A 26994-nucleotide genomic window follows, 5' to 3' on the forward strand; every position below is an offset into this window, starting at 1 on the left:
CGGGCGGAGGCGGCGGCGCGGGCGGCGGCCACGGCGGCGGGGGAGGCGCTGGCCCGGGCGGCGGCGGAGGAGGGGGCTTGGGCGCAGGCGGAGGTTTCGGCGCAGGCGGCGGCTTGGGCACCGGCGGCGGTTTCGGCGCCGGCGTCTCGCACGCCTCCCGCACCGCCGCGTCCACCCCCTGCTCCCGCGCGATGCGCGCCAGCTCCGCCAGCGACAGCTCCACCCCCACCAGCACGCACGCACCCCCCTGTGCCGGAACGCCCGTACGGGACACGGCGGCAGCGGACCCGGCGAGCACGCCACCCCCGCCCAGCCCCCCGAGAGCCCCGAGCCCCGCAACGCACACCACCGCGACAGCCGCAGACAGATTCACGACCCCATCCGTGATCATGGCGCCCCGCCTCCATGCCCCACCGGGCTCCAATCCCCCCGTACGCGGGACACTCACGCCACGGCGCTGACCCGCACCCCGCGACGACCCCAGGGGCCACCTGCTGCCGCGGCTGATCGCGACACGCCGGGGGAGCAGACGGGCGGCTCTTTTTTCGGACCCTTTATGGCGATTGGCGCCCCGACAGGTCTGCTGGTGGGAGCGGTGGACACGGCCTGACGCGAGCTGATTTCCGTATACGGAGAGCTACGGCGCGCGTACTTCTCAAGGTATTCGGCCCGTTGAGTTCATTCCAGCACTCACCCTGGGTTATGGTGGAGACCCCCCCTCGGGCCGGTCCGTATCCCCCCCACGGACCGGCCCGTTTTTTCTGCCCTCCTCCGGGCCCCGGCTACAGCCCGCGCCCCGCCCAGATGTTCACGCCGTCCTGGGTCGCCGCGAAGCCGTCGATCCGCTCCAGCTCCTGTGCGCTCAGCGCGGGCGCGCCCAGCGCGGCCACGTTCGCCTCCAGCTGCGCCGTGCTCGACGCCCCGATCAGCGCCGAGGTCATCCGCGGATCGCGCAGCACCCACGTCAGCGCCAGCTGCGCCAGCGTCTGCCCGCGCTCGGCGGCGATCTCGTTCAGCCCGCGCAGCCGGCGCACCGCCTCCGGCGTCAGCAGCCGCGGGTCGAGGGACTTGCCCTGGCTGGCGCGCGAGCCCTCCGGGATGCCGTCGAGGTACTTGTCGGTGAGCATCCCCTGCGCCAGCGGCGCGAAGGCGATGCAGCCCATGCCCTCCGCCTCCAGGGTGTCCAGCAGCGCGTCGTCCTCGGTCCAGCGGTTGATCATCGAGTACGAGGGCTGGTGGATCAGCGGCCGGATCCCCATCTTCCGCAGGATCGCCGCCGCCTGGCGCGTCTGCTCGGCGTTGTACGAGGAGACGCCCACGTACAGTGCCTTGCCCTGCTGCACGGCGGACGCCAGCGCGCCCATCGTCTCCTCCAGCGGGGTGTGCGGGTCGAAGCGGTGGCTGTAGAAGACGTCGACGTAGTCCACGCCCATCCGCGCCAGCGAGGCGTCCAGCGAGGACAGCAGGTACTTGCGGGAACCCCACTCGCCGTACGGGCCGTCCCACATGAGGTAGCCGGCCTTCGTGGAGAGCACCAGCTCGTCGCGGTGGGGGCGGAGGTCCTGGGCGAAGAGCCTGCCGAAGTTCAGCTCCGCGGAGCCGGGCGGCGGGCCGTAGTTGTTGGCCAGGTCGAAGTGCGTGACGCCGAGGTCGAAGGCGCGGCGCAGGATGGCGCGCTGGGAGTCCAGCGTGCGGTCGTCGCCGAAGTTGTGCCACAGGCCGAGGGAGACGGCGGGCAGCTTGAGCCCGCTGCGGCCGCTGCGGCGGTACTCCATGGAGTCGTAGCGCCCGGCGGCCGGGACGTAGGGGGAGTGGAGAGTGTCGTTCATCCCGACTGCCTATCACGGGCCCCGCGCCCCGCGGCCGGGCCCCCGCACTCCCCGCCCCGGTTCCGGAACCTTGCCCTCCGGGCAGTAGGGTGGCGCGATGCAGCGGCGGAACGGAGGGCACCCGCATATGAAGCAGCTCGTGCGCGACCTTGTGGTGCGGTTCTACGCGCGCCGGGTGGAGCACCGCCTGGACCACGACCGCGTGCCGGGGCACATCGGCGTCATCCTCGACGGCAACCGCCGCTGGGCCCGCGCCTCGGGCGGCTCGCCCGAGCAGGGCCACCAGGCCGGCGCCGACAAGATCTTCGAACTGCTCAGCTGGTGCGAGGAGACGGACGTCGAGGTCGTCACCCTGTGGCTGCTCTCCACCGACAACCTCGACCGCCCCGAGGCCGAACTGGTCCCGCTGCTGGGCATCATCGAGGACTGCGTACGGGGCATCGCCGCCTCCGGCACCTTCCGCGTCCACCACGTCGGCACGATGGACCTGCTCCCCGCGCGCACCCAGCACGTACTGAAGGAGGCGGCCGAGGCCACGGCGAACGCCCCCGGCCTGCTGGTCAACGTCGCCGTCGGCTACGGCGGGCGCCAGGAGATCGCCGACGCGGTGCGCTCCCTGCTCGCCGAGCACGCCGGGCGCGGCACGGAGCTGGCGGAGCTGGCGGAGACCGTCGAGGTCGAGGACATCGCCCGCCACCTCTACACCCGCGGCCAGCCCGACCCCGACCTCGTCATCCGCACCAGCGGCGAGCAGCGCCTCTCGGGCTTCATGCTCTGGCAGACGGCGCACTCCGAGTACCACTTCTGCGACGTCTTCTGGCCGGCCTTCCGCAAGGTCGACTTCCTGCGCGCCCTGCGCGACTACGCCGCGCGCAACCGCCGCTTCGGGGGCTGAGCTTCGGGGCTGCTCTTCGGGGCTGCTCTTCGGGCTGAGCGCCCGGCGGGCAGCGTGCGCACGGCATCGCGGGGCCGGACGGGTGAACACCGCGCCCCCGCCGCCCCGCCCCGCCAGGACAACGGGAGCCGTCCCCTCCGCCCCGCGTGAACTGCATGGCATGGGCAGGAATGTTCGGGGGAATACCCCTGCTAGCGGGACCGCCCCGGCCGGGTGCGGGCCCCGTCCGGGAGGCCCCTTGCACAACGACGACGGCCATGCGGCAGCAGCCCGAGAGGCTGCGGAGCGCACAGGTGACGCAGCGGGCCGGAGCCCGGCCCGTGTGCACAGTTCTCGTCAACGGGGCCGGTCCGGTGACCGTGCCAACCCTGCGGCAGCGACCGCGCATCCTCGTCCCGAGGGGGTTCGTCCATCCGTGGTGAACAGCAAGAAGCGCCCTGACGACCGGCGCACCTATGTCCTTGACACCAGTGTCCTGCTGGCCGACCCCAGGGCGATGTCCCGCTTCGACGAGCACGAGGTCGTGCTGCCCGTCGTCGTCGTGACGGAACTGGAGGCCAAGCGGAACCACCCGGAGCTGGGCTACTTCGCCAGGCAGGCCCTGCGCCTGCTGGACGAGTACCGCATCCAGTACGGGCGCCTCGACGCCCCGATCCCGATCGGCGACCTGGGCGGCACCCTGCGGGTGGAGCTCAACCACAGCGACCCCTCGGTCCTGCCCACGGCCTTCCTGAACGAACGCGGCCGGCTCGGCGACAACGACAGCCGCATCCTGGCCGTCGCCCGCAACCTCCAGGCCGAGGGCTACGACGTCACCGTCGTCAGCAAGGACCTGCCGCTGCGCATCAAGGCGTCCAGCGTCGGCCTGGACGCCGAGGAGTACCGCGCCGAGCTGGCGGTCACCGACTCCGGCTGGACGGGCATGGCGGAGCTGACGATCGGCGGCGAGCGCGTCGACGAGCTGTTCGCCGGCGAGGTCGTCGACCTCCCCGAGGCCGACGGGCTGCCCGTCCACACCGGCCTGGTCCTCCTCTCCGAGCGCGGGAAGGCGCTCGGCCGCGTCACCCCGGACGGCAGGGTGCGCCTGGTGCGCGGCGACCGCGACGCCTTCGGCATCCACGGCCGCAGCGCCGAGCAGCGCATCGCGCTGGACCTGCTGCTCGACCCGGACATCGGCATCGTCTCGATGGGCGGCCGGGCCGGCACGGGCAAGTCCGCGCTCGCGCTGTGCGCCGGCCTGGAGTCGGTGATGGAGCGCCGCCAGCACCAGAAGGTCATGGTCTTCCGCCCGCTCTACGCGGTCGGCGGCCAGGAGCTGGGCTACCTGCCCGGCACCGAGGCGGAGAAGATGAGCCCGTGGGCGCAGGCCGTCTTCGACACGCTCTCCGCCGTGACCAGCCGCCAGGTCATCGAGGAGGTGGTGGCGCGCGGCATGCTAGAGGTCCTGCCGCTCACGCACATCCGCGGCCGTTCGCTGCACGACGCCTTCGTGATCGTGGACGAGGCGCAGTCGCTGGAGCGCAACGTCCTGCTGACCGTGCTGTCCAGGATCGGCAGCAACTCCCGGGTCGTCCTCACCCATGACGTGGCACAACGGGACAATCTGCGCGTGGGCCGCCATGACGGAGTCGTCGCCGTGGTCGAGAAGTTGAAGGGCCATCCGCTCTTCGCCCATGTCACGCTCACGCGTTCGGAGCGCTCCCCGATCGCGGCGCTCGTGACCGAAATGCTGGAGGACGGGCGGGTATGACCCGCACCTGAGAGCCCCTCCGGCACGCGTGTACCAGGGGTCACGCCAACAGGGCGCAGCAGCCTAGCTGTTGCGCCCTGCCGCGTGCGAGAGGATCGACGAATCATATGGTGTAAACACCGTGTGAGCTTTCCCACTCAACCGGGAATTGCCGTTTGACGTCTGCGTCGGGCAGAGTCTGGGGTCTGTCAGGCCCCGCGTACGGCACGGCAACGGCGCACCACCCCCCGGGGGAAGCGCCAGAGCACGATCACAACAGAACAGAGTGAGCCGTACGCCGCCCGAGCACCACGCGGACCTTCCCGCAACGGAAGGCCCCACCGGGCCCGCGCCACCTGTGACCAACCGGCCCGCGAGGGACGGCCTTGGGGTGGCCAGCGCCAGGGGCACGATTGCGCCCGCGAGGTCACCTAAGCGGGCGACGCTGGAAGGAACGTATGTGAGCCGGATCTCGGTTCGAGGGTTCGCCGTGGCATCCGCCACCGCGGTCACCTCCGTCGGCGCAGTCGTCGGAGTCGCCGCAGGCGCAGACCCCGCTTCGGACACGGCAGACCGTGTCGAGGCCACCGCCGCAGATCAGACCCTGCTCGCCGATATGCCGGCGCAGCAGGACGCGACGTCGCAGTACGTGTCGATCGCCACCCAGGCGGACGCCGCAGCCGACACCGCGCACGCCCAGGCACGTACCGCACTGCTGGAGTCCGCTCGCAAGCAGGCCGCGTCCGACGCCGAGGCGAAGAAGGAGGCGGCCGAGAAGGCCGCCGCCGAGAAGAAGGCCGCCGAGGAGCGCGCGGAGCAGGCCAAGCAGGCCGCCAGCCGCAGCAGCGACGGCGGGGACTTCTCCGTGCAGTCCAGCTACACCATCGCCGAAGTGCAGGCGATCGCGCGCCAGATGGTGCCCGCCGACCAGTTCCAGTGCTTCAGCAACATCGTCGACCACGAGTCGGGTTGGCGCTACACCGCGAGCAACCCCTCCTCCGGCGCCTACGGCCTCATGCAGGCGCTGCCCGGATCCAAGATGGTCAGCGCCGGCGCGGACTGGCAGACCAACCCCGCCACGCAGATCGAGTGGGGCCTGGACTACATGGACAGCCGCTACGGCGGTCCGTGCGGTGCCTGGAACTTCTGGCAGAACAACCACTGGTACTGAGCACCCGGCGCTCCATCGACGCGGCCCCGCGGGCCCGTTGACCCTCGAAGCCCCCGGCCCACCACGGCCGGGGGCTTCGTGCGGTGTACGGTCGGGCACTGACACAAGTGACGGCGGGACACGGGGGAGAGCACGCGATGTCGAAGATGTCCGACGAGCTGGAGAGCCTGCGCAAGAGGGCAGCGCGGTTCGCCGCCCGCCGCCGGGCCGAGGCCGAACGGCGCGCCGCCGAGCGCGACGTCACCGTGACCGAGCCCCCGCTGGGCTCCGAGCCCGTCGAGCCCGCACCGCCCCCCGCCGAGCGCGCCGACCCGGCGCTGGCGATCCCCTGGGGGATGCGCGTCGCGGCCGAGGCGGGCTGGCGGCTGCTGGTCTTCGCCGGCGTGCTCTACGTCCTGATGCGCGTCGTCAGCACGGTCAGCCTCGTCGTCATCGCCTTCTCCGCCGGACTGCTCATCACCGCGCTCTTCCAGCCCACCGTGGCCCGCCTGCACAAGATGGGCGTCGCCCAGGGGCTCGCGACCGCGCTCACCGTGCTCGGCGGCTTCGTCGCCATCGGGCTCATCGGCTGGTTCGTCACCTGGCAGGTGATGGAGAACGCCGACCAGCTCACCGACAAGGTGCAGCACGCCATCGAGGACGGCCGCAAATGGCTCGCCGAGGGGCCGTTCAAGGTCAGCGAGACGCAGATCAACGACATCGCCGGCAACCTCAGCAACTGGCTCGGCGAGAACACCAGCGAGGTCACCTCCAAGGGCCTGGAGGGCGTCAGCTACTTCATCGAGTTCCTCTCCGGCGCCGCCATCGCCGCCTTCACCACGATCTTCCTGCTCTACGACGGCAAGCGGATCTGGCGCTGGACGCTGAACTTCGTGCCCCGCGAGGCCCGTTCGGCCGTCGCGGGCGCCGGGCCGCGGGTGTGGAACACGCTCACCGGCTACGTCCGCGGCACCGTCCTGGTGGCCCTGGTCGACGCGGTCTTCATCGGCGGCGGGCTCTACCTGCTCGACGTACCCCTCGCCGTGCCGCTCGGCGTCCTCGTCTTCCTCTTCTCCTTCGTGCCCCTCGTCGGCGCGCTGGTCTCGGGCGCGGTGGCCGTCGTCATCGCCTTCGTCACCAACGGCATCGTCACCGCGCTGCTCGCCCTGGGCGTGGTGCTGCTGGTGCAGCAGATCGAGGGCCACGTACTGCAGCCCTTCATCCTCGGCCGGATGGTGCGCGTGCACCCGCTCGCCGTGGTGCTCTCGGTGGCGACCGGCACCCTGGTCGCGGGGATCGCCGGCGCGGTCGTCGCCGTGCCGCTGGTCGCGGTGCTCAACACGGCGGTCGGCTACCTGCGGGCCTACCACCGCGAGCAGTTGGCGCGCCGGGAGGGCGTGTCGCCGGGGCCGCACGGCTCGACGCGGGTGGACGTGTCGCCGGCGGCGGGCGGGGCTGCGGGGGAGTGAGTCCGTACCGCTGCCTGACCACGTGCCTGTGACAACGTGCCTGTGACAACGCCGAAGAGCGGCCGACCCTTTGACGGGGTCGGCCGCTCTTCGGCGTACGGGGGACGCGGGGGCCTCAGGCCGCCAGCGACGCCTCGGCGTCCAGCACCGTGCCGACGGCCTGGAGGACCGCGGCGATCTTGAACGCCTCCTGGATCGTCTCGCGCTCCACGCCCGCCTTGCGCAGCACCTGCTCGTGGGAGTCCAGGCACTGACCGCAGCCGTTGATCGCGGAGACGGCCAGCGACCAGAGCTCGAAGTCGACCTTCTCCACACCCGGGTTGCCGATGACGTTCATCCGCAGGCCCGCGCGCAGCGTGCCGTACTCCGGGTCGGACAGGAGGTGGCGCGTGCGGTAGAAGACGTTGTTCATCGCCATCACGGCCGCGGCCGACTTGGCGGCGGTGTACGCCTCCGGCGAGAGGTTCGCCTTCGCCTCCGGCTCCAGCTCGCGCAGCACGATCGGCGAGCGCGAGGCGATCGCGCAGGCCAGCACCGTGCCCCAGAGCTGCTGGGCGGGCAGGTCGCTGTTGCCGATCACCGAACCGAGGTTCAGGCGCAGGTCCTTGGCGTAGTCCGGGACAGCGGACTTCAGCTCATCGAGGGCCATGGCCGCTCACTCACCCGCCAGCAGCTTGACCGCGTCGAGGGTCTCGTCGCCCTTGGACCAGTTGCACGGGCACAGCTCGTCGGTCTGCAGCGCGTCCAGCACCCGCAGGACCTCCTTGGGGTTGCGGCCCACGGAGCCGGCGGTCACCATGGCGAACTGGATCTCGTTGTTCGGGTCCACGATGAAGACGGCACGCTGGGCGTAACCGTCCGCGCCCTCGACACCGCAGTCGCGCATCAGCTCGTGCTTGGCGTCGGCCAGCATCGGGAAGGGCAGGTCACGCAGGTCGGCGTGGTCCTTGCGCCAGGCGTGGTGCACGAACTCCGAGTCACCGGAGACGCCGAGGATCTGCGCGTCGCGGTCGGCGAACTCGTCGTTCAGCTTGCCGAAGGCGGCGATCTCGGTGGGGCAGACGAAGGTGAAGTCCTTCGGCCAGAAGAACACCACGCGCCACTTGCCCTCGTAGGTCTTGTGGTCGATCTGGGTGAAGGCGTTGTCCGCGTCGAGGTCGACGCAGGCGGTCAGGTCGTACGTGGGGAACTGGTCACCGACGGTGAGCACGCATTACTCCTTGGGCACGGAAAGGACCGGATCGCGGTTCTTCCCCCGGGGTGGGACGGCGCTCAGCTTGGCACGGGGACCGTGATTCACGGAAATTGATCACATCGCGCTTGGCGATCGGATGTCCTTATCATTGCTGGTGGGGGCGGTGTGCTTCGTCGATGGCCGCCGTCCGTCAGCCGTTCGTTCGTATCCGCTCAGGCCCGCTCAGGCCCGCTCGGGCCTGTTTGGGTCCACACAGCCGCAGGAGGACATCATCAGCGCCGGCAAGTCTCCCACCCTCGCCCAGTTGCGGGCCTTCGCCGCCGTCGCCGAGCGGCTGCACTTCCGCGATGCCGCCGCCGCTATCGGGATGAGCCAGCCCGCGCTCTCGGGGGCCGTGTCCGCGCTGGAGGAGGCGCTCGGGGTGCGGCTGCTGGAGCGCACCCGGCGGCGGGTGCTGCTGACGGGGGCCGGGGAGCGGGTGGCCGCGCGGGCGGCGGTGGTGCTGGAGGCCGTCGGGGAACTGGTGGCGGAGGCGCAGGCGGCGCGGGAGCCGTTCACCGGGACCGTACGGCTGGGGGCGATCCCGACCGTGGCGCCGTACCTGCTGCCGACGGTGCTGGACGTGGTGCGCCGGGACTATCCCGCGCTGGACCTGCAGGTGCACGAGGAGCAGACGCCCTCGCTGGTGGAGGGGCTGGCGCAGGGGCGGCTGGACCTGCTGCTGCTCGCCGTGCCGCTGGGGGTGGCCGGGGTGGTGGAACTGCCGCTCTTCGACGAGGACTTCGTCCTGGTGATGCCGCACGACCACGCGCTGGCGGGGCGGACGGGCATCGCGCACGAGGCGCTGCGGGCGCAGGAGTTGCTGCTGCTGGACGAGGGGCACTGCCTGCGCGACCAGGCGTTGGAGGTGTGCGGCGGGGCCTCGGCGACGACGACCGCGGCGGGGCTGTCGACGCTGGTGCAGCTGGTGGCCGGGGGGCTGGGGGTGACGCTGCTGCCGCGGACGGCGCTACGGGTGGAGACCGGGCGCGGCGAGGGGCTGGCGACGGGGTCGTTCGCCGAGCCCGCGCCCTCGCGGCGGATCGCGCTGGTGATGCGCGAAGGGGCGGCGAGGGGCGCGGAGTTCGAGGAGCTGGCGGCGTCGCTGCGGGCGGCGATGGGGGAGCTGCCGGTGCGGATCGCGGGGTGAGGGCGGGGTGAGGGCGGCGGCGTGAGGGCGTCTTCGCGTACCGCCGCGCCGCCGTGCCCTTACCCCGTCACACCTCGAACCAGACCACCTTCCCCGTGCTCAGCCGCTCCGCGCCCCAGTCCTTGGCGACCCGGTTGACCAGGAACATGCCCCGGCCGCCCTCGTCCGCCGGACCCGCGCGGCGCAGGCGCGGCAACTGCGGTACGTCGTCGACCACTTCGCAGCGCAGCCGCTGGCCGTTGACCAGGCGCAGGCTGACGGGGCGGCGGGCGTAGCGGATGGCGTTGGTGACGACCTCGCTGACCAGCAGCTCCACCGAGTCCGTGAGGTCCTCCAGACCCCAGCCGGCCAGCGCGGCGCGGGCGTGGCGGCGGGCCTCGCGGGGGGCCTGGGTGTGTGGTTCCAGCTGCCACTGCGCGGCGGAGCTGGGCGCGATGCCGTCCAGGCGGGCGGCGAGCAGCGCGATGTCGTCGTCGCGGGTGGTGGGGTCCAGGACGTCGAGGACCTCCTCGCACAGGGCCTCCAGCGCGGAGGGGTGCAGGGGGTCGGCGAGGGTGGCGCTGCGGCTGAGGCGCTCGCAGAGGCGGTCGATGCCGGTGGAGACGTCGCACAGCCGCGACTCGACCAGTCCGTCGGTGTAGAGCAGCAGGGTCGCGCCGGCGGGGACGTCCAGCTCGACCGACTCGAAGACGGTGCCGCCGACGCCGATGGGCGCTCCGGGCGGTACGTCCAGGACCTCGCTGCGGCCGTCGCCGTGCAGGAGTACGGGCGGGGGGTGGCCGGCGTTGGAGAGGGTCAGGCGCTGGGCGATCGGGTCGTAGATCGCGTACAGGCAGGTCGCCATCCGCTCCTCGCCGAGGCGCTGGGCCTGCTCGTCGAGGTGGTGGAGGACCTCGTGCGGGGGCAGGTCGAGGCCGGCGAGGGTCTGGGTGGCGGTGCGCAGCTGGCCCATGATGGCGGCGGAGGCGACGGAGTGGCCCATCACGTCGCCGACGATGAGGGCCACGCGGCTGCCGGGGAGCGGGATCGCGTCGTACCAGTCGCCGCCGACGCGGGCGCTCTCGGCGGCGGGGAGGTAGCGGCTGGCGAGTTTGACTCCGGTGGGCTGGGGGAGCGACTCGGGCAGCATGGTGCGCTGCAGTTCGTCGGCGATGTACGCCTCGCGGCGGTAGACCTCCGCCTTGTCGATGCCCAGCGCGGTGTGGGTGGCGAGTTGGGCGGCGACGAGCAGGTCGTCGCGCTCGTAGGGCTCGCGGTGGGCGCCGCGCAGCAGGACGACGACGCCGGTGACACGGCGGCGGCCGCGCAGCGGCGCGATGATCGTGCGGCGGCCGGGGGGCGGGACTGTGCTCGGGCCGCTCCCGCCGCCCTTGCCGATCAGCTCGGCGAGGGCGCTGCGGGCGGCGAGGGTGTCGCCGAAGACGGGCCGCACTCCGCGCAGCACCTCCGACAGGGCGCCCATCGGGGCGACCTCGATCAGCTCGCTGGGGCCGGGGAGCGCGGGCACGCCGGGGGCGGCGGTGTCCAGGTCGGTGCGGCGCAGGCGCAGTTCGAAGGGCTCGGCGGGCTGCTCGTCGCCGACGGGCAGCGGGTCGCGCAGGTAGACGAGGATCGCGTCGGCGAAGGCCGGCACCACCGAGCGGCACAGGCCCAGCACGATCTCGTCCAGGTCGATACCCCGGGCGATCCGGCGGGTCGCGGCGCCGACGAAGCGCAGTCGGCCCGAGCCCTGGTCGGGGCCCTGGTGGGGTGGCTCGGGGTGCTGGGGGCGCGGACGCACCGCGTCGGCCTCGGGGGCCGGGCGGGGGGCGGGCGGCTCGATGTGCGGGGGGCGTCCGCCGGCGGGGTCCGTCGACCCGCCGTCCGGGCCGGCCGACCGCAGGGCGCCGGCGGCAGCCCCTTCCTCGCGCTCCGTCACGATTGGTTATCCGTCCGTCAGCCCCGTGGCCCCGTGTCCGGGGCCCCGACAACATACTCCGACAAATTGCGGTCGCATCAAGCCAGTTGATGTCACAGCGGTGTGGAGGACGATCCTACGTTTGAAAGGTGGGGGCGCATCAAGAGGGGCATCAGGACATGCGCGCCGGAGTACGGTCCCAGTCGGCCGGAAGGGCGGGGACGGACCAGTGCGGATCGGGTCGCCAGCGCTCCCAGCCGTCCCGGAACGGCGCCTCCCACGCCTCGATCGCCCGCACCGCCGAGCGTCCGGCGGCGAGCACGCCGCGCGCCTGGCCGGGGGCGATGAGGCCGACCTGCTGGGCGCGTTCGAACTCGTCCTCGTCGCGCCAGGCCCAGCTGCGGTCGGGGCGCACGACGAGGTCCAGGAAGTGGTCCTCGGAGTCCACCCCGCCCGACCAGCGGTGTCGCGGCTCCTCGAGGTTGACGTAGAAGTTCTTGAAGCGCCAGCCGTGCTCCCAGAAGAGCCAGACCGACCAGGGCTGCCCGGGGCGGGCCAGCTTGAGCACGCCGGTGCCGAACCACTCGGTGCGCGCGGCGCGCCGGGGCTTGGTGTAGCGGGTCTCCAGCGGCTCGCGGTGCGGCGGGGTGCCGTCCGTCAGCACCGGGCGCACGCACGGGGTGCCGGGCGCCATCCAGACGGCGAGCAGCTCCTCGTCGTCGCGTACGACGGTCACCGGGCGGCAGATGTGCACGTGGTCCGTGCCGTTGCCCCGGTAGCGCCAGAGGATGTGCTCCCCGGGCGCCCAGTGGCGGGCGAGATCGCGGTCGTTTCGCCCGTTTTCTGGTGTGGTGTCCGTCGTGGTCATCCCTCGATGGTACGGGGGAGGGGTGTGAGCCCTGGCATTGAGCGCCGGGCCCTCCTCCCGAGCGCCGACCGGCACGCCCCCGTGCGCGCCGCCCGGGTCGCGCTCAGGGCCGCGTCATCCGCAGCACGTCCAGCGCCTCGTCCAACTGGGCCTCGGTCAGCAGGCCGCGCTCCACGTAGCCGCCCTCCAGCACCGTCTGCCGGATCGTCCTGCGCTCGGCCAGGGACTTCTTCGCCACCTTCGCGGCCTCCTCGTAGCCGAGGTAGCGGCCCAGCGGGGTGACGACGGAGGGCGAGGACTCGGCGTACTCCCGGGCCCGCTCGACGTGCGCGGTGACGCCGTCCACCGTGCGGTCGGCCAGCAGGCGGGCGGCGGCGGCGAGCAGGCGGACCGACTCCAGCAGGTTGCGGCCCATCACCGGCATCATCACGTTCAGCTCGAAGTTGCCCGAGGCCCCGGCCATGGTGATCGTCGTGTCGTTGCCGACGACCTGGGCGGCCACCATCAGCACCGCCTCCGGGATCACCGGGTTGACCTTGCCGGGCATGATCGAGGAGCCGGGCTGCAGGTCGGGGAGGCTGATCTCGGCGAGCCCCGTGCGCGGTCCGGAGGCCATCCAGCGCAGGTCGTTGGCGATCTTCGTCAGGCTCACCGCGATGGTCCGCAGCTGGCCCGAGGTCTCCACCAGGCCGTCACGGGCGCCCTGCGCCTCGAAGTGGTCGCGGGCCTCGGTCAGCGGCAGACCGGTGGCGCGGGCCAGCTCGGCGACGACGGCGGCGGGGAAGCCGGGCGGGGTGTTGATGCCCGTGCCCACCGCCGTGCCGCCCAGCGGCAGTTCGGCCAGGCGCGGCAGCGAGACCAGCAGGCGCTCGATGCCGCGGCGCACCTGCGCCGCGTAGCCGCCGAACTCCTGGCCCAGGGTGACGGGAGTGGCGTCCATCAGGTGCGTGCGCCCCGACTTCACCACCTCCGCGAACTCCTCCGCCTTGCGCTCCAGCGCCTCCGCGAGGTGCGTGAGCGCGGGGATGAGGTCGTGGACCACCCCCTCGGTGGCGGCGATGTGGATGGAGGAGGGGAAGACGTCGTTGGAGGACTGCCCGGCGTTGACATGGTCGTTGGGGTGCACGGGGCGGCCCAGGCGCTCCTCGGCCAGCGTGGCGATCACCTCGTTGGCGTTCATGTTCGAGGAGGTCCCCGAGCCGGTCTGGAAGACGTCGACGGGGAAGTGCCCGTCCCACTTCCCGGCGGCCACCTCCGCGGCGGCCGCGCGGACCGCCGCCGCGAGGTCCGCCTCCAGCAGCCCCGACTCGCCGTTGACCTTCGCCGCCGCGGCCTTGATCGCACCCAGCGCCGCGATCTGGGCGCTCTCGAGGCGCTGCCCGGAGACGGGGAAGTTCTCCACGGCCCGCTGCGTCTGGGCCCGCCACTTCGCGTGCGCGGGCACCCGCACCTCACCCATGGAGTCGTGCTCGACGCGCGTCCCCGCCGCGTCCTCGCCCCCGGGGGCGCCCGCCACCTCGTCCGTACGGAACCCGCCCGCCGCGTCCGGCGCCCGACGGGTGTCCTGCCGCCTGCCATCACCCACGTGATCCACCTCCTGTACGCAACCAGCGTCTCCGCAGCGGGGGTTGTTCCCCGTCCGGCGCGCCGGACGGGGAACGGGCGATCACGTCAACCCGGCCGGGCGGCCGGGCACTTCGGCCCGGCGCGGGGCCCGTCCCGCGTCTGGCCAGACCGCGTCAGACCAGACCGCGTCAGGCCAGACCGGGGCCGCGTACCGGGATGCTGGTGAACGTCGGCTGCTCGGGCTCCCGCGACGTGAAGAAGTCGTTGCCCTTGTCGTCCACCACGACGAACGCCGGGAAGTCCTCCACCTCGATCCGCCACACCGCCTCCATGCCCAGCTCCGCGTACTCCACGACCTCGACCTTCTTGATGCAGTCCTGCGCGAGCCGCGCGGCCGGGCCGCCGATCGAGCCGAGGTAGAAGCCGCCGTGCGCCGCGCAGGCGTCCGTCACCTGCTGGGAGCGGTTGCCCTTGGCCAGCATCACCTTCGAGCCGCCGGCCGCCTGGAACTGGTCCACGTAGGCGTCCATCCGGCCGGCCGTCGTGGGGCCGAAGGAGCCCGAGGCGTAGCCCTCGGGGGTCTTGGCCGGACCGGCGTAGTAGACCGGGTGGTCCTTCAGGTACTGCGGCATCTCCTCGCCCGCGTCCAGCCGCTCCTTGATCTTCGCGTGCGCGATGTCGCGCGCCACGACCAGCGGGCCGGTGAGCGACAGCCGGGTCTTGACCGGGTACTTGGTCAGCTCCGCCAGGATCTCGTCCATCGGGCGGTTGAGGTCGATGCGCACGACTTCGCCCTCGTCGAGGTGCTCGTCCGTGGTGTCGGGCAGGAAGCGCGCCGGGTCCCTCTCCAGCTTCTCCAGGAAGACGCCCTCCGCCGTGATCTTCGCCTGCGCCTGCCGGTCGGCGGAGCAGGAGACCGCGATGGCCACCGGGCAGGAGGCGCCGTGCCGGGGGAGGCGCACCACGCGCACGTCGTGGCAGAAGTACTTGCCGCCGAACTGCGCGCCGATGCCGAGCTTCTGCGTCAGCTCGAAGACCTTCTCCTCCAACTCCGTGTCGCGGAAGCCGTGTCCGGTCGCGGAGCCCTCGACGGGCAGCTCGTCCAGGTAGTGCGCGGAGGCGTACTTCGCGGTCTTCAGCGCGAACTCCGCCGAGGTGCCGCCGACGACGATCGCCAGGTGGTACGGCGGGCAGGCGGCCGTCCCCAGCGAGCGGATCCTCTCCTCCAGGAAGCGCATCATCGACGCCTCGTTGAGGACGGCCTTCGTCTCCTGGTAGAGGAAGGACTTGTTGGCCGAGCCGCCGCCCTTGGCCATGAAGAGGAACTTGTAGGCGCCGCCGTCCGTCGCGTACAGCTCGATCTGCGCCGGCAGGTTCGACCCGGTGTTCCTCTCCTCCCACATCGTCAGCGGGGCCATCTGCGAGTAGCGCAGGTTGAGCCGGGTGTAGGCGTCGAAGACGCCGCGGCTGAGCGCCTCCTCGTCGCGGCCCTCGGTCAGGACCTGCTGCCCGCGCTTGCCCATGACGATCGCCGTGCCCGTGTCCTGGCACATGGGCAGCACGCCGGCGGCGGCGATGTTGGCGTTCTTCAGCAGGTCCAGGGCGACGAACTTGTCGTTGGCGCTGGCCTCCGGGTCGTCGCAGATCCGGCGCAGCTGCGCCAGGTGCGCCGGGCGCAGGTAGTGCGAGATGTCGTGCATCGCCTCTTCGGCGAGCAGGCGCAGCGCCTCGGGCTCGACCTTGAGGAACGTCCTGCCGTCCGGCCCCTCCACGGTCGAGACGCCCTCGGACGTGACCAGGCGGTACTCGGTGGTGTCCTCGCCGAGGGGGAGGAGGTCGGTGTAGGCGAACTCGGGGGACGGACGGGCGGAGGGGGACATCGGGTGCGCTTCCTCTGTGGTGTGGGCCGGCTGGTCGAGGGCGGTCGAGGGTGGTGGTGGCGGGGCGGTCGCGGGCGGCTTCGGCTGGCGATACCAGAGTAGAGCGGCGCGCCGTGGCGCCCGGTGTGAGGTCGGTCGCCTGTGGACGACCGCGCGGATGCGGACAACTCCGTGCCCCGTACGAGTGAGCGGGCCGGCGGACAACCGCCTTCCCCTAGGGGTTTCCCCCACTAGTCACGATGTATCGCGTCTGGCAGGCTGAGGGATGTGACGGACTCAACGCCGACCCCAGCCGAAGAAAGCACCCCAGTGGACCCGGTGAATATGGTCAAGCCCGCGGCCTCTCCCGCCCCCGGCCTGCGCGCCTCCGACGCCGACCGCGACCGCGTCGCGGCCATCCTGCGCGAGGCGCTCGCCGAGGGCCGCCTCGACGCGGAGGAGCACGCCGAGCGCATTGAGGGGGTGTACGGCGCGAAGACCGTCGCCGAGCTGGACGTCTTCGTCGCGGACCTTCCCGCCGGCCTTTCCGCCGACCACCCGAAGTCCCCGGCCGGCACGACGCCCGCCGCCCCGTACGAGCTGCCGGGCCGCCCCCTCGCTAAGCAGAACCTGATCGGGATCCTCGGCGGCGCGACCCGCAAGGGCCGCTGGCGCGTCCCGGCCCGGATCAACGCGGTGGCCATCATGGGCGGCGTGGACATCGACCTCACCGAGGCGCTCTTCGAGCACCAGACGGTCGTGATCAACACCTTCTCCCTCTGCGGCGGCGTGAGCATCCGCGTCCCGGAGAACGTCACCCTGCGCGAGTCGGGCATCGGCATCATGGGCGGCTTCGACGTCAAGACCATGGAGGCCGTGGAGCCCGGCGCCCCGACGGTCGTCATCCAGGGCCTGGCGATCATGGGCGGCGTGGACGCGAAGCCCAAGCGCGGCAAGGTGGTCAAGGACCTCTCGGACCGCCTGCGCAAGCACCTCGGCCACTGAGGACGGCGAGGTCGGCGAGATCGGCGAGAGCGCGCGGCCGAAGTGGTTTGCGGTTCGGAGGCGTTGGGGAAGCGCGGCCCGGAGCCCGTACAACTGGCCTGTGTCAACGCTCTGTTGACGGCTTCCGGGGGCGCCGCGGTGCTCACTGAGGCGCTTAGGAGCGTATACAGCGGGTAGGACTTGCGCATCGTCCCGCCGCGTCACACGGTCCCGTACACCCCCTGCGGACCGTGCTGCGGGACCGCCTGATCCCGCCAACGCTGTCGTCAGGAGTAGACGTGCCGCAGCTCCCGCCTCATCGGCCCCTGGGCGATCCCCCCACCACCACGGCGCCGAGGCGGGCGATACCGCCCGGTGCGGCGGAGCCGAGGGCGTGGGGCCGGACCCGCAGCACCGATGACGACGGTCCCTGGCACGCGGAGGCAGCCTGCCGCCGCGACGAGGCCGGGCTCTTCTTCGCCCCCTCCAAGGAGCCCACCGCCGACCGCCTCTCCCGCGAGGCCGCCGCCAAACGCGTCTGCGCCGGCTGCCCGGTGATGCTCGACTGCCGCGAGCACGCGCTGATCCAGCCCGAGCCCTACGGCGTCTGGGGCGGACTCACCGCCGCCGAGCGCCGCGTGGTCCTCTCCCGCCGCCGCCGCGCCGCCGCCCCGCTCGCGCCGGACGTGGCGCAGGCGGGCTGAGCACGCCGGGGTGCGGCCGCGGAGGCCGCACCCCGCCCGCTCTTTCCGTCCCGTACGGGCCTCAGCGCGCCTGGTCGAAGTCCACCGCGGAGTACGCCCGCAGCTTCGACAGCTTGTGCTCCGAGTCGATCTGCCGGATCGTGCCGCTGCGCGAGCGCATCACCAGCGACTGCGTGTAGGCCGACTCGCGGCGGTAGCGCACGCCGCGCAGCAGGTCGCCGTCGGTGATGCCGGTGGCGACGAAGAACACGTTGTCGCCGCTGACCAGGTCGTTCTCGAAGAGCACCCGGTCCAGGTCGTGGCCCGCCTCCAGCGCGCGCTTCTTCTCCGCCTCGTCCTTCGGCCAGAGCTTGCCCTGGAAGGTGCCGCCCAGGCACTTGATCGCGCAGGCCGCGATGATGCCCTCCGGCGTGCCGCCGATGCCCAGCATCAGGTCCACGCCCGTGCCCTCGCGGACCGCCGCGATCGCGCCGGCGACGTCGCCGTCGGAGATGAACTTGATCCGGGCACCCGTCTCGCGGATCTCGCGCACGATGCCGTCGTGGCGCGGACGGTCCAGCACCACGACCGTGACGTCCTGCGGCGCGCAGCCCTTGGCCTTCGCGACCCGGCGGATGTTGGTCTCCACGGGTGCGTCGATGTCGACGAACTCGGCGGCCTCCGGGCCCGTGACCAGCTTGTCCATGTAGAAGACGGCCGAGGGGTCGAACATCGTGCCCCGGTCGGCCACCGCCAGCACCGACACCGCGTTGCTCATGCCCTTGGCGGTCAGGGTCGTGCCGTCCACCGGGTCCACGGCCACGTCGCACTCCGCGCCCGTACCGTCGCCCACGCGCTCGCCGTTGAAGAGCATCGGGGCGTCGTCCTTCTCGCCCTCGCCGATGACCACGACGCCGTTCATCGAGACGGTCGAGATCAGCGTGCGCATCGCCTTCACCGCCGCGCCGTCCGCACCGTTCTTGTCGCCGCGACCGACCCAGCGGCCGGCGGCCATCGCGGCGGCCTCGGTGACGCGGACCAGCTCCAGGGCCAGGTTGCGGTCGGGCGCCTCCGGGCTCACCTCGAGCTGCTGCGGCATGTGAGGGGAGATCTCGGTCATGTGTGGGGCCTTTCTGGTCCGGCGCGCCCGGAGGGGGGAGGGTCCTATGACCTTATATGTTCGGCGCCACTATGAGCAGGGGGCCCTACGGATGAGCGCTTTCCCACAGGGGCCCGCGACGCCTCTCACAGCATCCGCCGACGCCCCGGTCATCGGGGGGCAGCGGCGATGGGGGACGATGGGGGCGTGTCGCAGAACCCCACCCCCTCCCGTGCCGCGCGGAAGAACGTCCGCAACCTCGTCCTCTCGCTGCTGGTGACCTGCGCCTTCTCCGGCGCGATGTGGCTGCTGTTCATCCCCAGGGACGACGGCGCGGACCCCGTGCGGCAGGTCACGTACACGCAGGAGGCCACCCAGGTGGCCCGGATCGCGCCCTACACCGTGCTCGCCCCGCCGGTCGACGCACCCACCGGCGTGCGGGCGACCTCCGTGCGCTACACCGAGGACGCCGCGTACGGCCCGCGCTGGCACGTGGGCTTTGTGACGGCCGCCGAGCACTACGTCGCGGTGGAGCAGGCGGCGAAGGACACCGACGCCTTCGTCCGCAAGGTGACGTTCGGGGCGCGCGCGACGGACACCGTGGAGCACATCGGCGGCGCCGACTGGGTGCGCTACGAGGGCCCGAAGTACGACGCGCTGGTCAAGCACGACGCCAAGGGCGTCACCGTCGTGACGGGCACGGCCCCGGCGGCGCAGCTCAAGGCGATGGCAGCGGCACTGCGTCCGGCATAAGGGCTGTTCCCCTCGGTCGTACGGAGATCGGGCCGGCGTTGTCGGCCCCGGGCTCTAGGCTTGCCCGCATGGCTGAGACGACCGAGACGACCGACGCGACGACCGAGACCGCCGAAGCACCGGCCGGGGAGCAGGGCTCCCTCGGCTACGAGCAGGCGCGCGACGAGCTGATCCAGGTCGTCCGGCGCCTGGAGGCCGGCGGCGCGACGCTGGAGGAGTCCCTCGCCCTGTGGGAGCGCGGCGAGGAGCTGGCCCGGATCTGCCGCCGCTGGCTGGAGGGCGCCCGCGAGCGCCTGGACGCGGCGCTGGCGGGTGACCCGGAGGCCGAGGGGGCACCCCGGTGAGACGCCCCGGCCCGCAACCCCCGGCCCCGTAACCCTCCGCCGCCCTACCCCTGCGCCGCGGCCACCACCACCGCCAACTCGCCCTCCGCGACCCGCGCCCGCAGCGCCTCGCCCGCCTCGACCTCCCCCGGCGCCCGCACCGCCGCGCCGTCCGCGCGCTGCAGCACCGCGTAGCCCCGCCGCAGCGTCGCCGCCGGCGAGAGGGCCACCACCCGCGCCCGGGTGTGCTCCAGCTCCGACCCGGCGCGCTCCAGCAGATGCCCCCACGTCCGCCGCCCGCGCGCCAGCAGCGCCGCGACCTCCTCCGACCGCCCCTCGACCAGCCCGTACGGATGCGCCAGCGAGGGCCGGCTCGTCCAGTCCCGCAGCCCCCGCTCCTCGCGCTCCAGCCGCCCGGCGACCACCCGCAGCGCCCGGTCGCGCAGCTGCCCGATCCGCTCGCGCTCCTCCCCGACGTCCGGCACGGTGTCCTTCGCCGCGTGCGTGGGCGTACGGGAGCGCAGGTCGGCGACGTAGTCCAGCAGCGGATTGTCCGGCTCGTGCCCGATCGCGGAGACCACCGGCGTACGGCACGCGGCCACCGCCCGGATCAGCGCCTCGTCGGAGAACGGCAGCAGATCCTCCACGCTGCCCCCGCCCCGCGCCACGATGATCACGTCCACCTCGGCGTGCCCGTCCAGCTCCTGCACCGCCTTGACCACCTGCGGCACCGCGTGCACCCCCTGGACCGCCACCGCGCGCACCTCGAAGCGCACCGCCGGCCAGCGCTGGCGCGCCGTCTCCAGCACATCGCGCTCGGCCGCCGAGGCCCGCCCCGTCACCAGGCCGATCCGCCGCGGCAGGAAGGGCAGCGGCTTCTTGCGCTCCGGGGCGAACAGCCCCTCCGCCGCCAGCGACTTCTTCAACTGCTCCAGCCGGGCGAGCAGTTCCCCCATGCCGACCAGGCGGATCTCCGCGGCGCGCAGGGAGAGGCTGCCGTTGGGCGCGTACCAGACGGGCTTGGCGAGCAGGACGATCCGCGAGCCCTCGCCCACCACGTCGGCGACCGCGTCGAAGACCTGCCGGTAGCAGGTCACCGTCAGCGAGACGTCGTGGCTGGGATCGCGCAGCGTCAGGAAGACCACGCCCGCGCCCGGGCGCCGCGAGAGCTGGGTGATCTGCCCCTCCACCCAGATCGCGCCGAGCCGGTCGATCCAGCCGCCGATCTTCCGCGAGACCTCGCCGACGGGCAGCGGGGCTTCCGCTGAGTTGATGGCCATGGGTCCAAAGGCTAGTGGGCGGGGGTGACAGCACGGAGTTATCCACAGGCTGTTGCCGCCCCTGCCGCCGGGCGCGCGGTGTTCCGTACGATGGGGGCATGACTGCTGCAGCTGCTTCCGACCGCCGGGTCCTCCTCGCCGCCCCGCGCGGCTACTGCGCGGGTGTGGACCGCGCGGTGATCGCCGTCGAGGAGGCGCTCAAGCAGTACGGGGCGCCGGTCTACGTGCGCCACGAGATCGTGCACAACAAGTACGTGGTGAAGATGCTGGAGCGCAAGGGCGCCGTCTTCGTGGAGCGCACGGAGGAGGTGCCCCCCGGCAACATCGTGATGTTCTCCGCGCACGGCGTGGCCCCCGAGGTGCACGAGGAGGCCCAGCGCGGGCAGCTCGCGACCATCGACGCCACCTGCCCCCTGGTCACCAAGGTGCACAAGGAGGCCGTCCGCTTCGCCGGCGAGGACTACGACATCCTCCTCATCGGCCACGAGGGCCACGAGGAGGTCATCGGCACCACCGGCGAGGCCCCCGAGCACATCACGCTGGTCGACGGTCCCGACGACGTGGACAAGGTCGAGGTCCGCGACCCGGAGAAGATCGTCTGGCTCTCGCAGACCACGCTCTCCGTGGACGAGACGATGGAGACGGTCGACCGGCTGAAGGAGAGGTTCCCCAGCCTCATCTCCCCGCCCAGCGACGACATCTGCTACGCCACGCAGAACCGCCAGGTCGCGGTGAAGATGATCGGCGAGGACTCCGACCTGGTGATCGTCGTCGGCTCGCAGAACTCCTCCAACTCCAAGCGGCTGGTCGAGGTCGCCCTCGGCGCCGGCGCGAAGGCGTCGTACCTGGTGGACGAGGCCGCGGAGATCGACGAGGCGTGGCTGGAGGGCGTGGGGACGGTCGGCGTGACCTCGGGCGCCTCGGTGCCGGAGGTGCTGGTCGACGGGGTGCTGGAGTATCTGGCCGCGCGCGGCTGGGGCGATGTGGACGTCGTCCAGCCGGTCCAGGAGTCGATCACCTTCTCGCTGCCCAAGGAGCTGCGCCGCGACCTCAGGGCCGAGGCCGCCGCCGCGCTGGCGGACGGGGCCTGACAGCGGGGGCGCCGCGCCGCCGGGGGACAGCGGGGCGCGGGCCGGCCTGCGGCTGCCGCGTGCGCTCCGGGGGCCGCGTGTGCCGTACGGCCATGAGGGCGACGCGGCGCAGCACGGCGATCACCCCGGCCAGCAGCGTCCCGGCGTACAACCACGGGGCCTGCAGGGCCAGTTCCGTCACGGCGGTCATCGCGTGGCCGGTGAGGCCGCCCCCGCCCTCGCCGGCGGCGACGATCCCGGTGGCGAAGGCGAGCGGCGCGGCGACCGGCGCGGTGATCGCGTCCGCCGCCCGCACCCAGGAGGCGGTCAGCCCGCAGACGAGGACGAAGACCAGCCCGAAGAAGACGGGCGCGTGCGCGCCCAGCAGCGCCAGCAGCAGACCGGTGGCGAGCATCGAGCCCAGTGCCATCAGCCCCATGCCCAGGGCGGTCAGCCGCGGGCCGGGCGGGACGAGGACGGTCTGCACCACGGGCGGTACGGAGCGGCGCGCGGAGACGCGGTAGACCGACGGCGCCGAGGAGCGCGCCCCGTCGGCGGCCTCGCCCCGAGTGGGCCGGGGGAGGCGGCCGGCGGCAGGGCGGTGGGGGGGCTCTGCGTGAGGGTCTGTATCCGTACGGTGATGCTGCACCCCTCCACCGTAGGGCCCGAAGTGGCGGGAAACAGCCCCCGTGGGGCGATTGGCCGGAGGTGTCGGGTCTGCCGCGCCGTCCCCCGTACAGCCGATGCGGACGGGGATGCCCGCGGCCCGTAGAATCGGGCGCAAGCCCCATCACCCTCGTCCCGGGAAGTCGTCACGTGTCGCTCACGATCGGAATCGTCGGCCTGCCCAATGTCGGCAAGTCGACCCTCTTCAACGCCCTGACCAAGAACGACGTCCTGGCGGCCAACTACCCGTTCGCCACGATCGAGCCGAACGTCGGCGTGGTCGGCGTCCCCGACGCCCGCCTGGGCAAGCTCGCCGAGGTCTTCGGCTCGCAGCGCATCCTCCCCGCGACGGTGGACTTCGTCGACATCGCCGGCATCGTGCGCGGCGCCTCGGAGGGCGAGGGCCTGGGCAACAAGTTCCTCGCCAACATCCGTGAGTCGGACGCGATCTGCCAGGTCATCCGCGCCTTCAAGGACGAGAACGTCGTCCACGTCGACGGCAAGGTCTCGCCCAAGGACGACATCGAGACGATCAACACCGAGCTGATCCTCGCCGACCTGCAGTCCGTCGAGAAGGCCATCCCGCGCCTGACGAAGGAGATCCGCCTCCAGAAGGAGAAGATCGCCGTCCTCGCCGCGGTCGAGGAGGCCCAGAAGATCCTCGAGGCGGGCGACACGCTCTTCTCCGCGGGCATCACCGCGGGCACGGAGAAGGGGCGGCTCCTGCACGAGCTGCACCTGCTCACCACGAAGCCGTTCCTGTACGTCTTCAACGTCGACGAGGACGAACTGGTCGACGAGGACTTCAAGAACGAGCAGCGCGCCCTGGTCGCCCCGGCGGAGGCCATCTTCCTCAACGCGAAGATCGAGTCCGAGCTGATCGAGCTGGACGACGAGGAAGCCCTCGAACTCCTCCAGTCCATGGGCCAGGAGGAGCCCGGCCTGGCCACCCTCGGCCGCGTCGGCTTCGACATCCTGGGCCTGCAGACGTACCTCACCGCAGGCCCGAAGGAGGCCCGCGCCTGGACGATCAAGAAGGGCGCCACGGCCCCCGAAGCGGCCGGCGTGATCCACACGGACTTCCAGAAGGGCTTCATCAAGGCGGAGGTCATCTCCTTCGACGACCTCCTCGCCACCGGCTCGGTAGCCGAGGCCCGCGCCAAGGGCAAGGCCCGCATGGAGGGCAAGGAGTACGTGATGCAGGACGGGGATGTGGTGGAGTTCCGCTTCAACGTCTAGGTCGCGCGATAGCTCGGATCTGCTGAACTAGTCAAGCTCGCAGGTCAGATGGGGTCGGCCCGGTTTCGGGTCGGCCCCGTTCGCGTACCCGTGGCTGGATGGTGGCTGGATGAACTGACGGATCGTCATCATCTGTCGTCACCCGTGATCATGCGTCGTTCTCTGCGCCGCGGCTGGATTGTGGTTGGGTGGGGCTGAACGGCGAGTCAGTCGGGGGCGTCGGCGGTCTGCGCGCCTTGGGTGAAGTGGTCGAACTCTCCGGCCTGGACGCCGCGTGCGAAGGCGTCCCATTTCGTGCGTGTCGTGGTGACGACCGTGTCGGGCGCTGATGTCTCGCGCAGGAAGACCAAATCGCCGTCGCCGAACTGATCTCGCCCTCCAGGGCGGACTCCAGAACCGTTTTGGTCAGCTGCTGCAGCAGTCCGCCCTCGCCGGTCAGCCGCAGCCCCTTGCTCCGGGCCTGCTCGACGAGCTGATCGATGAGCTTGGACCTGACCACGTGTGCGCGGACGTGGTCAGGTCCGGTTGGATGGAGGTTCCTACGCCGTACCGTCCGACCGGGGGATCACGTCCGCGCCATGTCATCGTCTCTTATCCCCACGCCTGTTCGCACGCCTGTCTCGGATTACGAGCTGCTCGTCCAGTTGCTCGCTCGGATACCTGATCCGCGCCGACGGCGTGGGGTGCGGCATCCGGTGGGTGCTTTGATCGCGGTGGCGGTGTGCGCGGTGGTGGCCGGAGCGCGGGGGTTCACCGCGATCGGGGAGTGGGTACGCGATGCCGGGGGAAGCTTCACTCGCGGCCCTCACCCCGTCGATCGTCGTCTTCCGCAAGAGAGACGTGTGAGCGCCTCAGGCCCGCTGCAGACGGAACCGCTGGCGGTACTCGCCGGGCGTGATGCCGAGGCCGCGCCGGAACGCCCTGGCGAGCGTGTCGACGGTGCCGAACCCGCACGTCGTCGCGACGCGGGCGAGCGTGTCGTCGCTCGTCTCCAGCCGGTTCTTCGCCGCCTCGATCCTCGCTTGCTCGATGTAGGCCGCCGGCGTCGTGCCGAGCTCGGTCTTGAAGATGCGGGTCAGATGCCGATCCGAGATGTGCAGGCTCTCGGCGAGGCTCGTCACCGTCAGGTGCTCGCCGAGGTGCTCGGCGATGAAGAGCCGCAGGTCGTCGACCCGCGTCGAGGTCGCGATCTGGACGAGCGGCACGCTGAACTGGCTCTGCCCGCCCGGGCGCTTGAGGTAGACGACGAGCTGCCTCGCCACCTTCTGGGCCAGCTCCGCGCCGAAGTCGTCGGCGACGAGCGCCAGGGACAAGTCCAAGCACGAGCTGATGCCCGCCCCGGTCCACACGTCCCCGTCGCGGATGAAGATCGGATCCGCGTCGACCTCGATCTCGGGATGCTCGGCGGCGAGCTGAGCGGCGGTCGACCAGTGCGTCGTCGCCCGCTTCCCGTCTAGCAGTCCAGCCGCGGCGAGGATGTGCGCGCCGACGCAGACCGAGGTCACGCGCCTGGTCCTCGCGGCGAGATCGCCGATCCTGGCGACGACGGCCGGATCGGCGATGGCCCGGACTCGTCGCTGCTCGTCGACCTCGACAGAGCCCGGGACGATGAGCGTGTCGATGCTCCTCCCACCGACCTCGTCGAAGGTGACGTCCGGGAGGACGCGCACGCCAGCGGAGGTCGTCACCGGGTCCATCGTCTCGGCGGCGAGGACCACCCGATAGCCGGTCGGCTCTTCCATCTCCCTCTGAAGCAGTGAGAAGACCTCCGGCGGTCCGGTCACGTCGAGCAGGTCGACGCCCTCGAAGAGCACGATGACGACGAATCGCTCGATCACGTCCGTCCTCCCTGATCTGCCATGTCTGTATTTGCAGGTTACGCGACATTGCCGACACGTTCACGCGCTCATAGCGTTGACGATGGCCGCCGATCGGCGGCCGAGAACACTCATAAAGAGAGGGACACACCCATGGCGCGCATCACGCTCCGCGAGCTCAACGGATTCGACCAGACCCCCGCGGTCCTCAAGGACTCGACCGTCGTCCTCGTGGACTACCAGAACACGTACACGACCGGCGTGATGGAGCTCGAGGGCTGGGAGCCCGCGCTCGACGCCGCCGCCGACCTGCTCGCCAAGGCGAGGGCGGCGGGCTCGACGGTCATCCACATCGTCAACGACGGCGGCGAGGGCACGCCCTACGACATCAACGCGGAGATCGGCCGGATCCACCCGAAGGTTGCGCCGATCGACGGCGAGCCCACGGTCGTCAAGACCGCGCCGAACGCCTACGTCGGCACCGAGCTCGGCGAGCTCGTGGAGAAGGCCGGGAACGACGACGTCGTCATCGCCGGCTTCATGACCAACATGTGCGTGCAGTTCACCACCGAGGGCACGTTCCTCGCCGGCAAGAAGCCCACCGTCGTCGCCGATGCCTCCGCGACCCGGCCGCTCGAGAGCGGGATCGCGCCGGTCTCCGCGCAGCAGCTGCACGAGGCCGCGCTCGCGACGATCGGCGATCTCTACGGCGTCGTCGTGAAGTCCGCAGCCGACCTTGGCTGAGCAGCCACGCCTCACGGGCCAGAAGGGACGTGTAGGCGATGGTGATGGTCGAGCCTATCGAGTACCAAGGCGTTGTCTGGGAACTGACGGCCGAGCACGGGACCCGGCACCTCGTGGACCGCCGCAGCGCGAAGAGCAGCGTGCGACGGATGCGCATCCCTGGCCCGGGACGGCCGGAGCGCCGGCACGACAACGAGTGGCAAGGCCGCGTAGGCATGGTGCACCACCGGGAGATGGAGGAGCAGCGCCGCGGCGTGCTGGTGAATCCGCATTCCCTTGACGCTCACTCCAGTGTTGGTGCTCATGTGCTCTTCTCCTGCTCTGCCCGCGTCCTGGAGATGAGGGCAGACATCCGCGACCGGCTCATGCCGACCGCGCCGGCGATCTCTGTGCCGGTCATGTCGGTGGTGTCGAGAAGGTGCATCGCCCGCTCGACCTGCTGTGGCGTGTGCGTGGGCTTCCGGCCGCCGACCCGCTCGCCCCGGCGCCACGATCGTGAAGATGAGCTCGCCCGCCGGGGTGGAGGTGTCGATGCCGAGGTTGAGGATGCGCAGGCCGATACCTCGGTCTTTGAAGTCGCGCAGCAGCGCGGTCAGCTGGGTCGTCGACCGGCCGAGCCGGGACAGCTCGACGACCGTGAGGCGATCGCCGCGACGCAGAGGGCCTCCGTCGGAGCCAACTCAACTCAGG

At 71.9% G+C, this 26994-nt stretch carries 25 protein-coding genes and 2 pseudogenes; 13 read left to right on the plus strand and 14 right to left on the minus strand.

Going from position 1 to position 26994, the window contains the following annotated elements; translation table 11 throughout:
* Positions 1-782: 782 nt before the first annotated feature.
* A complete protein-coding gene (mgrA, locus tag ACFQLX_RS17490) occupies positions 783-1829 on the minus strand; it encodes an L-glyceraldehyde 3-phosphate reductase (RefSeq protein ID WP_386416211.1) in 1047 nt (348 codons plus the stop codon).
* Between the two features lie 127 nt (positions 1830-1956).
* On the opposite strand from mgrA, the gene ACFQLX_RS17495 reads away from it, so the two are divergent.
* From ACFQLX_RS17495 to ACFQLX_RS17510, 4 genes are all read left to right on the plus strand, one after another.
* Complete coding sequence (locus tag ACFQLX_RS17495) at positions 1957-2724, plus strand: isoprenyl transferase (protein ID WP_386416214.1); 768 nt, start codon at positions 1957-1959, stop codon at positions 2722-2724.
* Positions 2725-3139: 415 nt separating this feature from the next.
* A complete protein-coding gene (locus ACFQLX_RS17500; RefSeq protein WP_386416217.1) occupies positions 3140-4474 on the plus strand; it encodes a PhoH family protein in 1335 nt (444 codons plus the stop codon).
* 439 nt (positions 4475-4913) lie between these two features.
* The gene (locus tag ACFQLX_RS17505) at positions 4914-5624 is read left to right on the plus strand and encodes an aggregation-promoting factor C-terminal-like domain-containing protein (RefSeq protein WP_386416219.1); all 711 of its coding nucleotides are present in this window, start codon (positions 4914-4916) and stop codon (positions 5622-5624) included.
* Between the two features lie 137 nt (positions 5625-5761).
* A complete protein-coding gene (locus ACFQLX_RS17510; RefSeq protein WP_386416221.1) occupies positions 5762-7072 on the plus strand; it encodes an AI-2E family transporter in 1311 nt (436 codons plus the stop codon).
* A gap of 115 nt (positions 7073-7187) precedes the next feature.
* Here ACFQLX_RS17510 and ACFQLX_RS17515 read toward each other — a convergent pair whose 3' ends face one another.
* Positions 7188-7721, minus strand: coding sequence for an alkyl hydroperoxide reductase (locus ACFQLX_RS17515; protein WP_386416223.1), 534 nt, complete (start codon positions 7719-7721; stop codon positions 7188-7190).
* A 6-nt stretch (positions 7722-7727) separates the two neighbouring features.
* Complete coding sequence (locus tag ACFQLX_RS17520; protein ID WP_386416226.1) at positions 7728-8282, minus strand: peroxiredoxin; 555 nt, start codon at positions 8280-8282, stop codon at positions 7728-7730.
* 289 nt (positions 8283-8571) lie between these two features.
* Between ACFQLX_RS17520 and ACFQLX_RS17525 the strand changes: the two genes are divergently transcribed.
* Positions 8572-9456, plus strand: coding sequence for a hydrogen peroxide-inducible genes activator (locus tag ACFQLX_RS17525; RefSeq protein ID WP_386416228.1), 885 nt, complete (start codon positions 8572-8574; stop codon positions 9454-9456).
* 67 nt (positions 9457-9523) lie between these two features.
* On the opposite strand, the gene ACFQLX_RS17530 is transcribed toward ACFQLX_RS17525, so the two are convergent.
* The 4 genes from ACFQLX_RS17530 to ACFQLX_RS17545 all read right to left on the minus strand — a co-directional run bounded on the left by ACFQLX_RS17530 (position 9524) and on the right by ACFQLX_RS17545 (position 15667).
* Positions 9524-11374, minus strand: coding sequence for a SpoIIE family protein phosphatase (locus ACFQLX_RS17530; protein ID WP_417846473.1), 1851 nt, complete (start codon positions 11372-11374; stop codon positions 9524-9526).
* A 151-nt stretch (positions 11375-11525) separates the two neighbouring features.
* Complete coding sequence (gene fomD, locus ACFQLX_RS17535) at positions 11526-12221, minus strand: cytidylyl-2-hydroxypropylphosphonate hydrolase (protein ID WP_386416230.1); 696 nt, start codon at positions 12219-12221, stop codon at positions 11526-11528.
* A 103-nt stretch (positions 12222-12324) separates the two neighbouring features.
* Positions 12325-13737, minus strand: a complete 1413-nt coding sequence (locus tag ACFQLX_RS17540; protein WP_386416373.1) for a class II fumarate hydratase — start codon at positions 13735-13737, stop codon at positions 12325-12327.
* A 238-nt stretch (positions 13738-13975) separates the two neighbouring features.
* A complete protein-coding gene (locus ACFQLX_RS17545; RefSeq protein ID WP_386416232.1) occupies positions 13976-15667 on the minus strand; it encodes a fumarate hydratase in 1692 nt (563 codons plus the stop codon).
* Positions 15668-15991: 324 nt separating this feature from the next.
* Here ACFQLX_RS17545 and ACFQLX_RS17550 point away from each other — a divergent pair, with 324 nt between their 5' ends.
* On the plus strand, positions 15992-16651 hold the full coding sequence (locus ACFQLX_RS17550; protein WP_386416234.1) for a DUF1707 SHOCT-like domain-containing protein: 660 nt from the start codon (positions 15992-15994) through the stop codon (positions 16649-16651).
* Positions 16652-16929: 278 nt separating this feature from the next.
* Positions 16930-17334, plus strand: coding sequence for a WhiB family transcriptional regulator (locus tag ACFQLX_RS17555; protein WP_386416236.1), 405 nt, complete (start codon positions 16930-16932; stop codon positions 17332-17334).
* Between the two features lie 61 nt (positions 17335-17395).
* Here ACFQLX_RS17555 and glpX read toward each other — a convergent pair whose 3' ends face one another.
* Complete coding sequence (gene glpX / locus ACFQLX_RS17560; RefSeq protein ID WP_386416238.1) at positions 17396-18433, minus strand: class II fructose-bisphosphatase; 1038 nt, start codon at positions 18431-18433, stop codon at positions 17396-17398.
* Between the two features lie 186 nt (positions 18434-18619).
* On the opposite strand from glpX, the gene ACFQLX_RS17565 reads away from it, so the two are divergent.
* The gene (locus ACFQLX_RS17565) at positions 18620-19165 is read left to right on the plus strand and encodes a DUF4245 domain-containing protein (RefSeq protein WP_386416240.1); all 546 of its coding nucleotides are present in this window, start codon (positions 18620-18622) and stop codon (positions 19163-19165) included.
* Between the two features lie 68 nt (positions 19166-19233).
* Positions 19234-19509, plus strand: a complete 276-nt coding sequence (locus ACFQLX_RS17570) for an exodeoxyribonuclease VII small subunit (RefSeq protein WP_386416243.1) — start codon at positions 19234-19236, stop codon at positions 19507-19509.
* Positions 19510-19553: 44 nt separating this feature from the next.
* Here the strand turns inward: ACFQLX_RS17570 and xseA are convergent, their stop codons facing one another.
* Entirely contained in the window at positions 19554-20768 is a 1215-nt protein-coding gene (gene xseA, locus ACFQLX_RS17575) for an exodeoxyribonuclease VII large subunit (RefSeq protein ID WP_386416246.1), read from the minus strand.
* Positions 20769-20866: 98 nt separating this feature from the next.
* Here xseA and ACFQLX_RS17580 point away from each other — a divergent pair, with 98 nt between their 5' ends.
* Positions 20867-21859: a 4-hydroxy-3-methylbut-2-enyl diphosphate reductase gene (locus tag ACFQLX_RS17580; protein ID WP_386416249.1), complete on the plus strand. Its 993-nt coding sequence runs from the start codon at positions 20867-20869 to the stop codon at positions 21857-21859.
* Here the strand turns inward: ACFQLX_RS17580 and ACFQLX_RS17585 are convergent.
* Positions 21819-22328, minus strand: a complete 510-nt coding sequence (locus ACFQLX_RS17585; RefSeq protein ID WP_386416251.1) for a DUF6542 domain-containing protein — start codon at positions 22326-22328, stop codon at positions 21819-21821. The genes ACFQLX_RS17580 and ACFQLX_RS17585 overlap by 41 nt on opposite strands.
* Positions 22329-22654: 326 nt before the next feature.
* Here ACFQLX_RS17585 and ychF point away from each other — a divergent pair, with 326 nt between their 5' ends.
* On the plus strand, positions 22655-23743 hold the full coding sequence (ychF, locus tag ACFQLX_RS17590) for a redox-regulated ATPase YchF (RefSeq protein WP_386416254.1): 1089 nt from the start codon (positions 22655-22657) through the stop codon (positions 23741-23743).
* 206 nt (positions 23744-23949) lie between these two features.
* On the opposite strand, the gene ACFQLX_RS17595 is transcribed toward ychF, so the two are convergent.
* Together ACFQLX_RS17595 and ACFQLX_RS17600 are read right to left on the minus strand one after the other, a co-directional pair.
* Positions 23950-24093, minus strand: a complete 144-nt coding sequence (locus ACFQLX_RS17595) for a hypothetical protein (RefSeq protein ID WP_386416256.1) — start codon at positions 24091-24093, stop codon at positions 23950-23952.
* Between the two features lie 28 nt (positions 24094-24121).
* A pseudogene (locus ACFQLX_RS17600) lies at positions 24122-24242 on the minus strand (transposase); the annotation flags it as partial.
* Positions 24243-24321: 79 nt separating this feature from the next.
* On the opposite strand from ACFQLX_RS17600, the pseudogene ACFQLX_RS17605 reads away from it, so the two are divergent.
* Positions 24322-24564, plus strand: a pseudogene (locus ACFQLX_RS17605) (transposase family protein); the annotation flags it as partial.
* A gap of 30 nt (positions 24565-24594) precedes the next feature.
* On the opposite strand, the gene ACFQLX_RS17610 reads toward ACFQLX_RS17605, so the two are convergent.
* A complete protein-coding gene (locus tag ACFQLX_RS17610; protein ID WP_386416258.1) occupies positions 24595-25581 on the minus strand; it encodes a GlxA family transcriptional regulator in 987 nt (328 codons plus the stop codon).
* A gap of 132 nt (positions 25582-25713) precedes the next feature.
* On the opposite strand from ACFQLX_RS17610, the gene ACFQLX_RS17615 reads away from it, so the two are divergent.
* Positions 25714-26304 (plus strand): isochorismatase family protein, encoded by a 591-nt coding sequence (locus ACFQLX_RS17615; protein ID WP_386416260.1) that lies wholly within the window; start codon positions 25714-25716, stop codon positions 26302-26304.
* An 11-nt stretch (positions 26305-26315) separates the two neighbouring features.
* On the opposite strand, the gene ACFQLX_RS17620 is transcribed toward ACFQLX_RS17615, so the two are convergent.
* Positions 26316-26963, minus strand: a complete 648-nt coding sequence (locus ACFQLX_RS17620; protein ID WP_386416375.1) for a recombinase family protein — start codon at positions 26961-26963, stop codon at positions 26316-26318.
* Positions 26964-26994 lie beyond the last annotated feature (31 nt).

The organism is Streptomyces polyrhachis, from assembly GCF_042663125.1.
GTDB lineage: Bacteria > Actinomycetota > Actinomycetes > Streptomycetales > Streptomycetaceae > Streptomyces > Streptomyces polyrhachii.

Coding starts and splice junctions, on each gene's coding strand:
- mgrA (WP_386416211.1), bottom strand. CDS start 1,829: ATGAACGACACTCTCCACTCCCCCTACGTCCCGGCCGCCGGGCGCTAC.
- ACFQLX_RS17495 (WP_386416214.1), top strand. CDS start 1,957: ATGAAGCAGCTCGTGCGCGACCTTGTGGTGCGGTTCTACGCGCGCCGG.
- ACFQLX_RS17510 (WP_386416221.1), top strand. CDS start 5,762: ATGTCGAAGATGTCCGACGAGCTGGAGAGCCTGCGCAAGAGGGCAGCG.
- ACFQLX_RS17515 (WP_386416223.1), bottom strand. CDS start 7,721: ATGGCCCTCGATGAGCTGAAGTCCGCTGTCCCGGACTACGCCAAGGAC.
- fomD (WP_386416230.1), bottom strand. CDS start 12,221: ATGACCACGACGGACACCACACCAGAAAACGGGCGAAACGACCGCGAT.
- ACFQLX_RS17545 (WP_386416232.1), bottom strand. CDS start 15,667: ATGTCCCCCTCCGCCCGTCCGTCCCCCGAGTTCGCCTACACCGACCTC.
- ACFQLX_RS17550 (WP_386416234.1), top strand. CDS start 15,992: ATGGTCAAGCCCGCGGCCTCTCCCGCCCCCGGCCTGCGCGCCTCCGAC.
- glpX (WP_386416238.1), bottom strand. CDS start 18,433: ATGACCGAGATCTCCCCTCACATGCCGCAGCAGCTCGAGGTGAGCCCG.
- ACFQLX_RS17570 (WP_386416243.1), top strand. CDS start 19,234: ATGGCTGAGACGACCGAGACGACCGACGCGACGACCGAGACCGCCGAA.
- xseA (WP_386416246.1), bottom strand. CDS start 20,768: ATGGCCATCAACTCAGCGGAAGCCCCGCTGCCCGTCGGCGAGGTCTCG.
- ACFQLX_RS17580 (WP_386416249.1), top strand. CDS start 20,867: ATGACTGCTGCAGCTGCTTCCGACCGCCGGGTCCTCCTCGCCGCCCCG.
- ACFQLX_RS17615 (WP_386416260.1), top strand. CDS start 25,714: ATGGCGCGCATCACGCTCCGCGAGCTCAACGGATTCGACCAGACCCCC.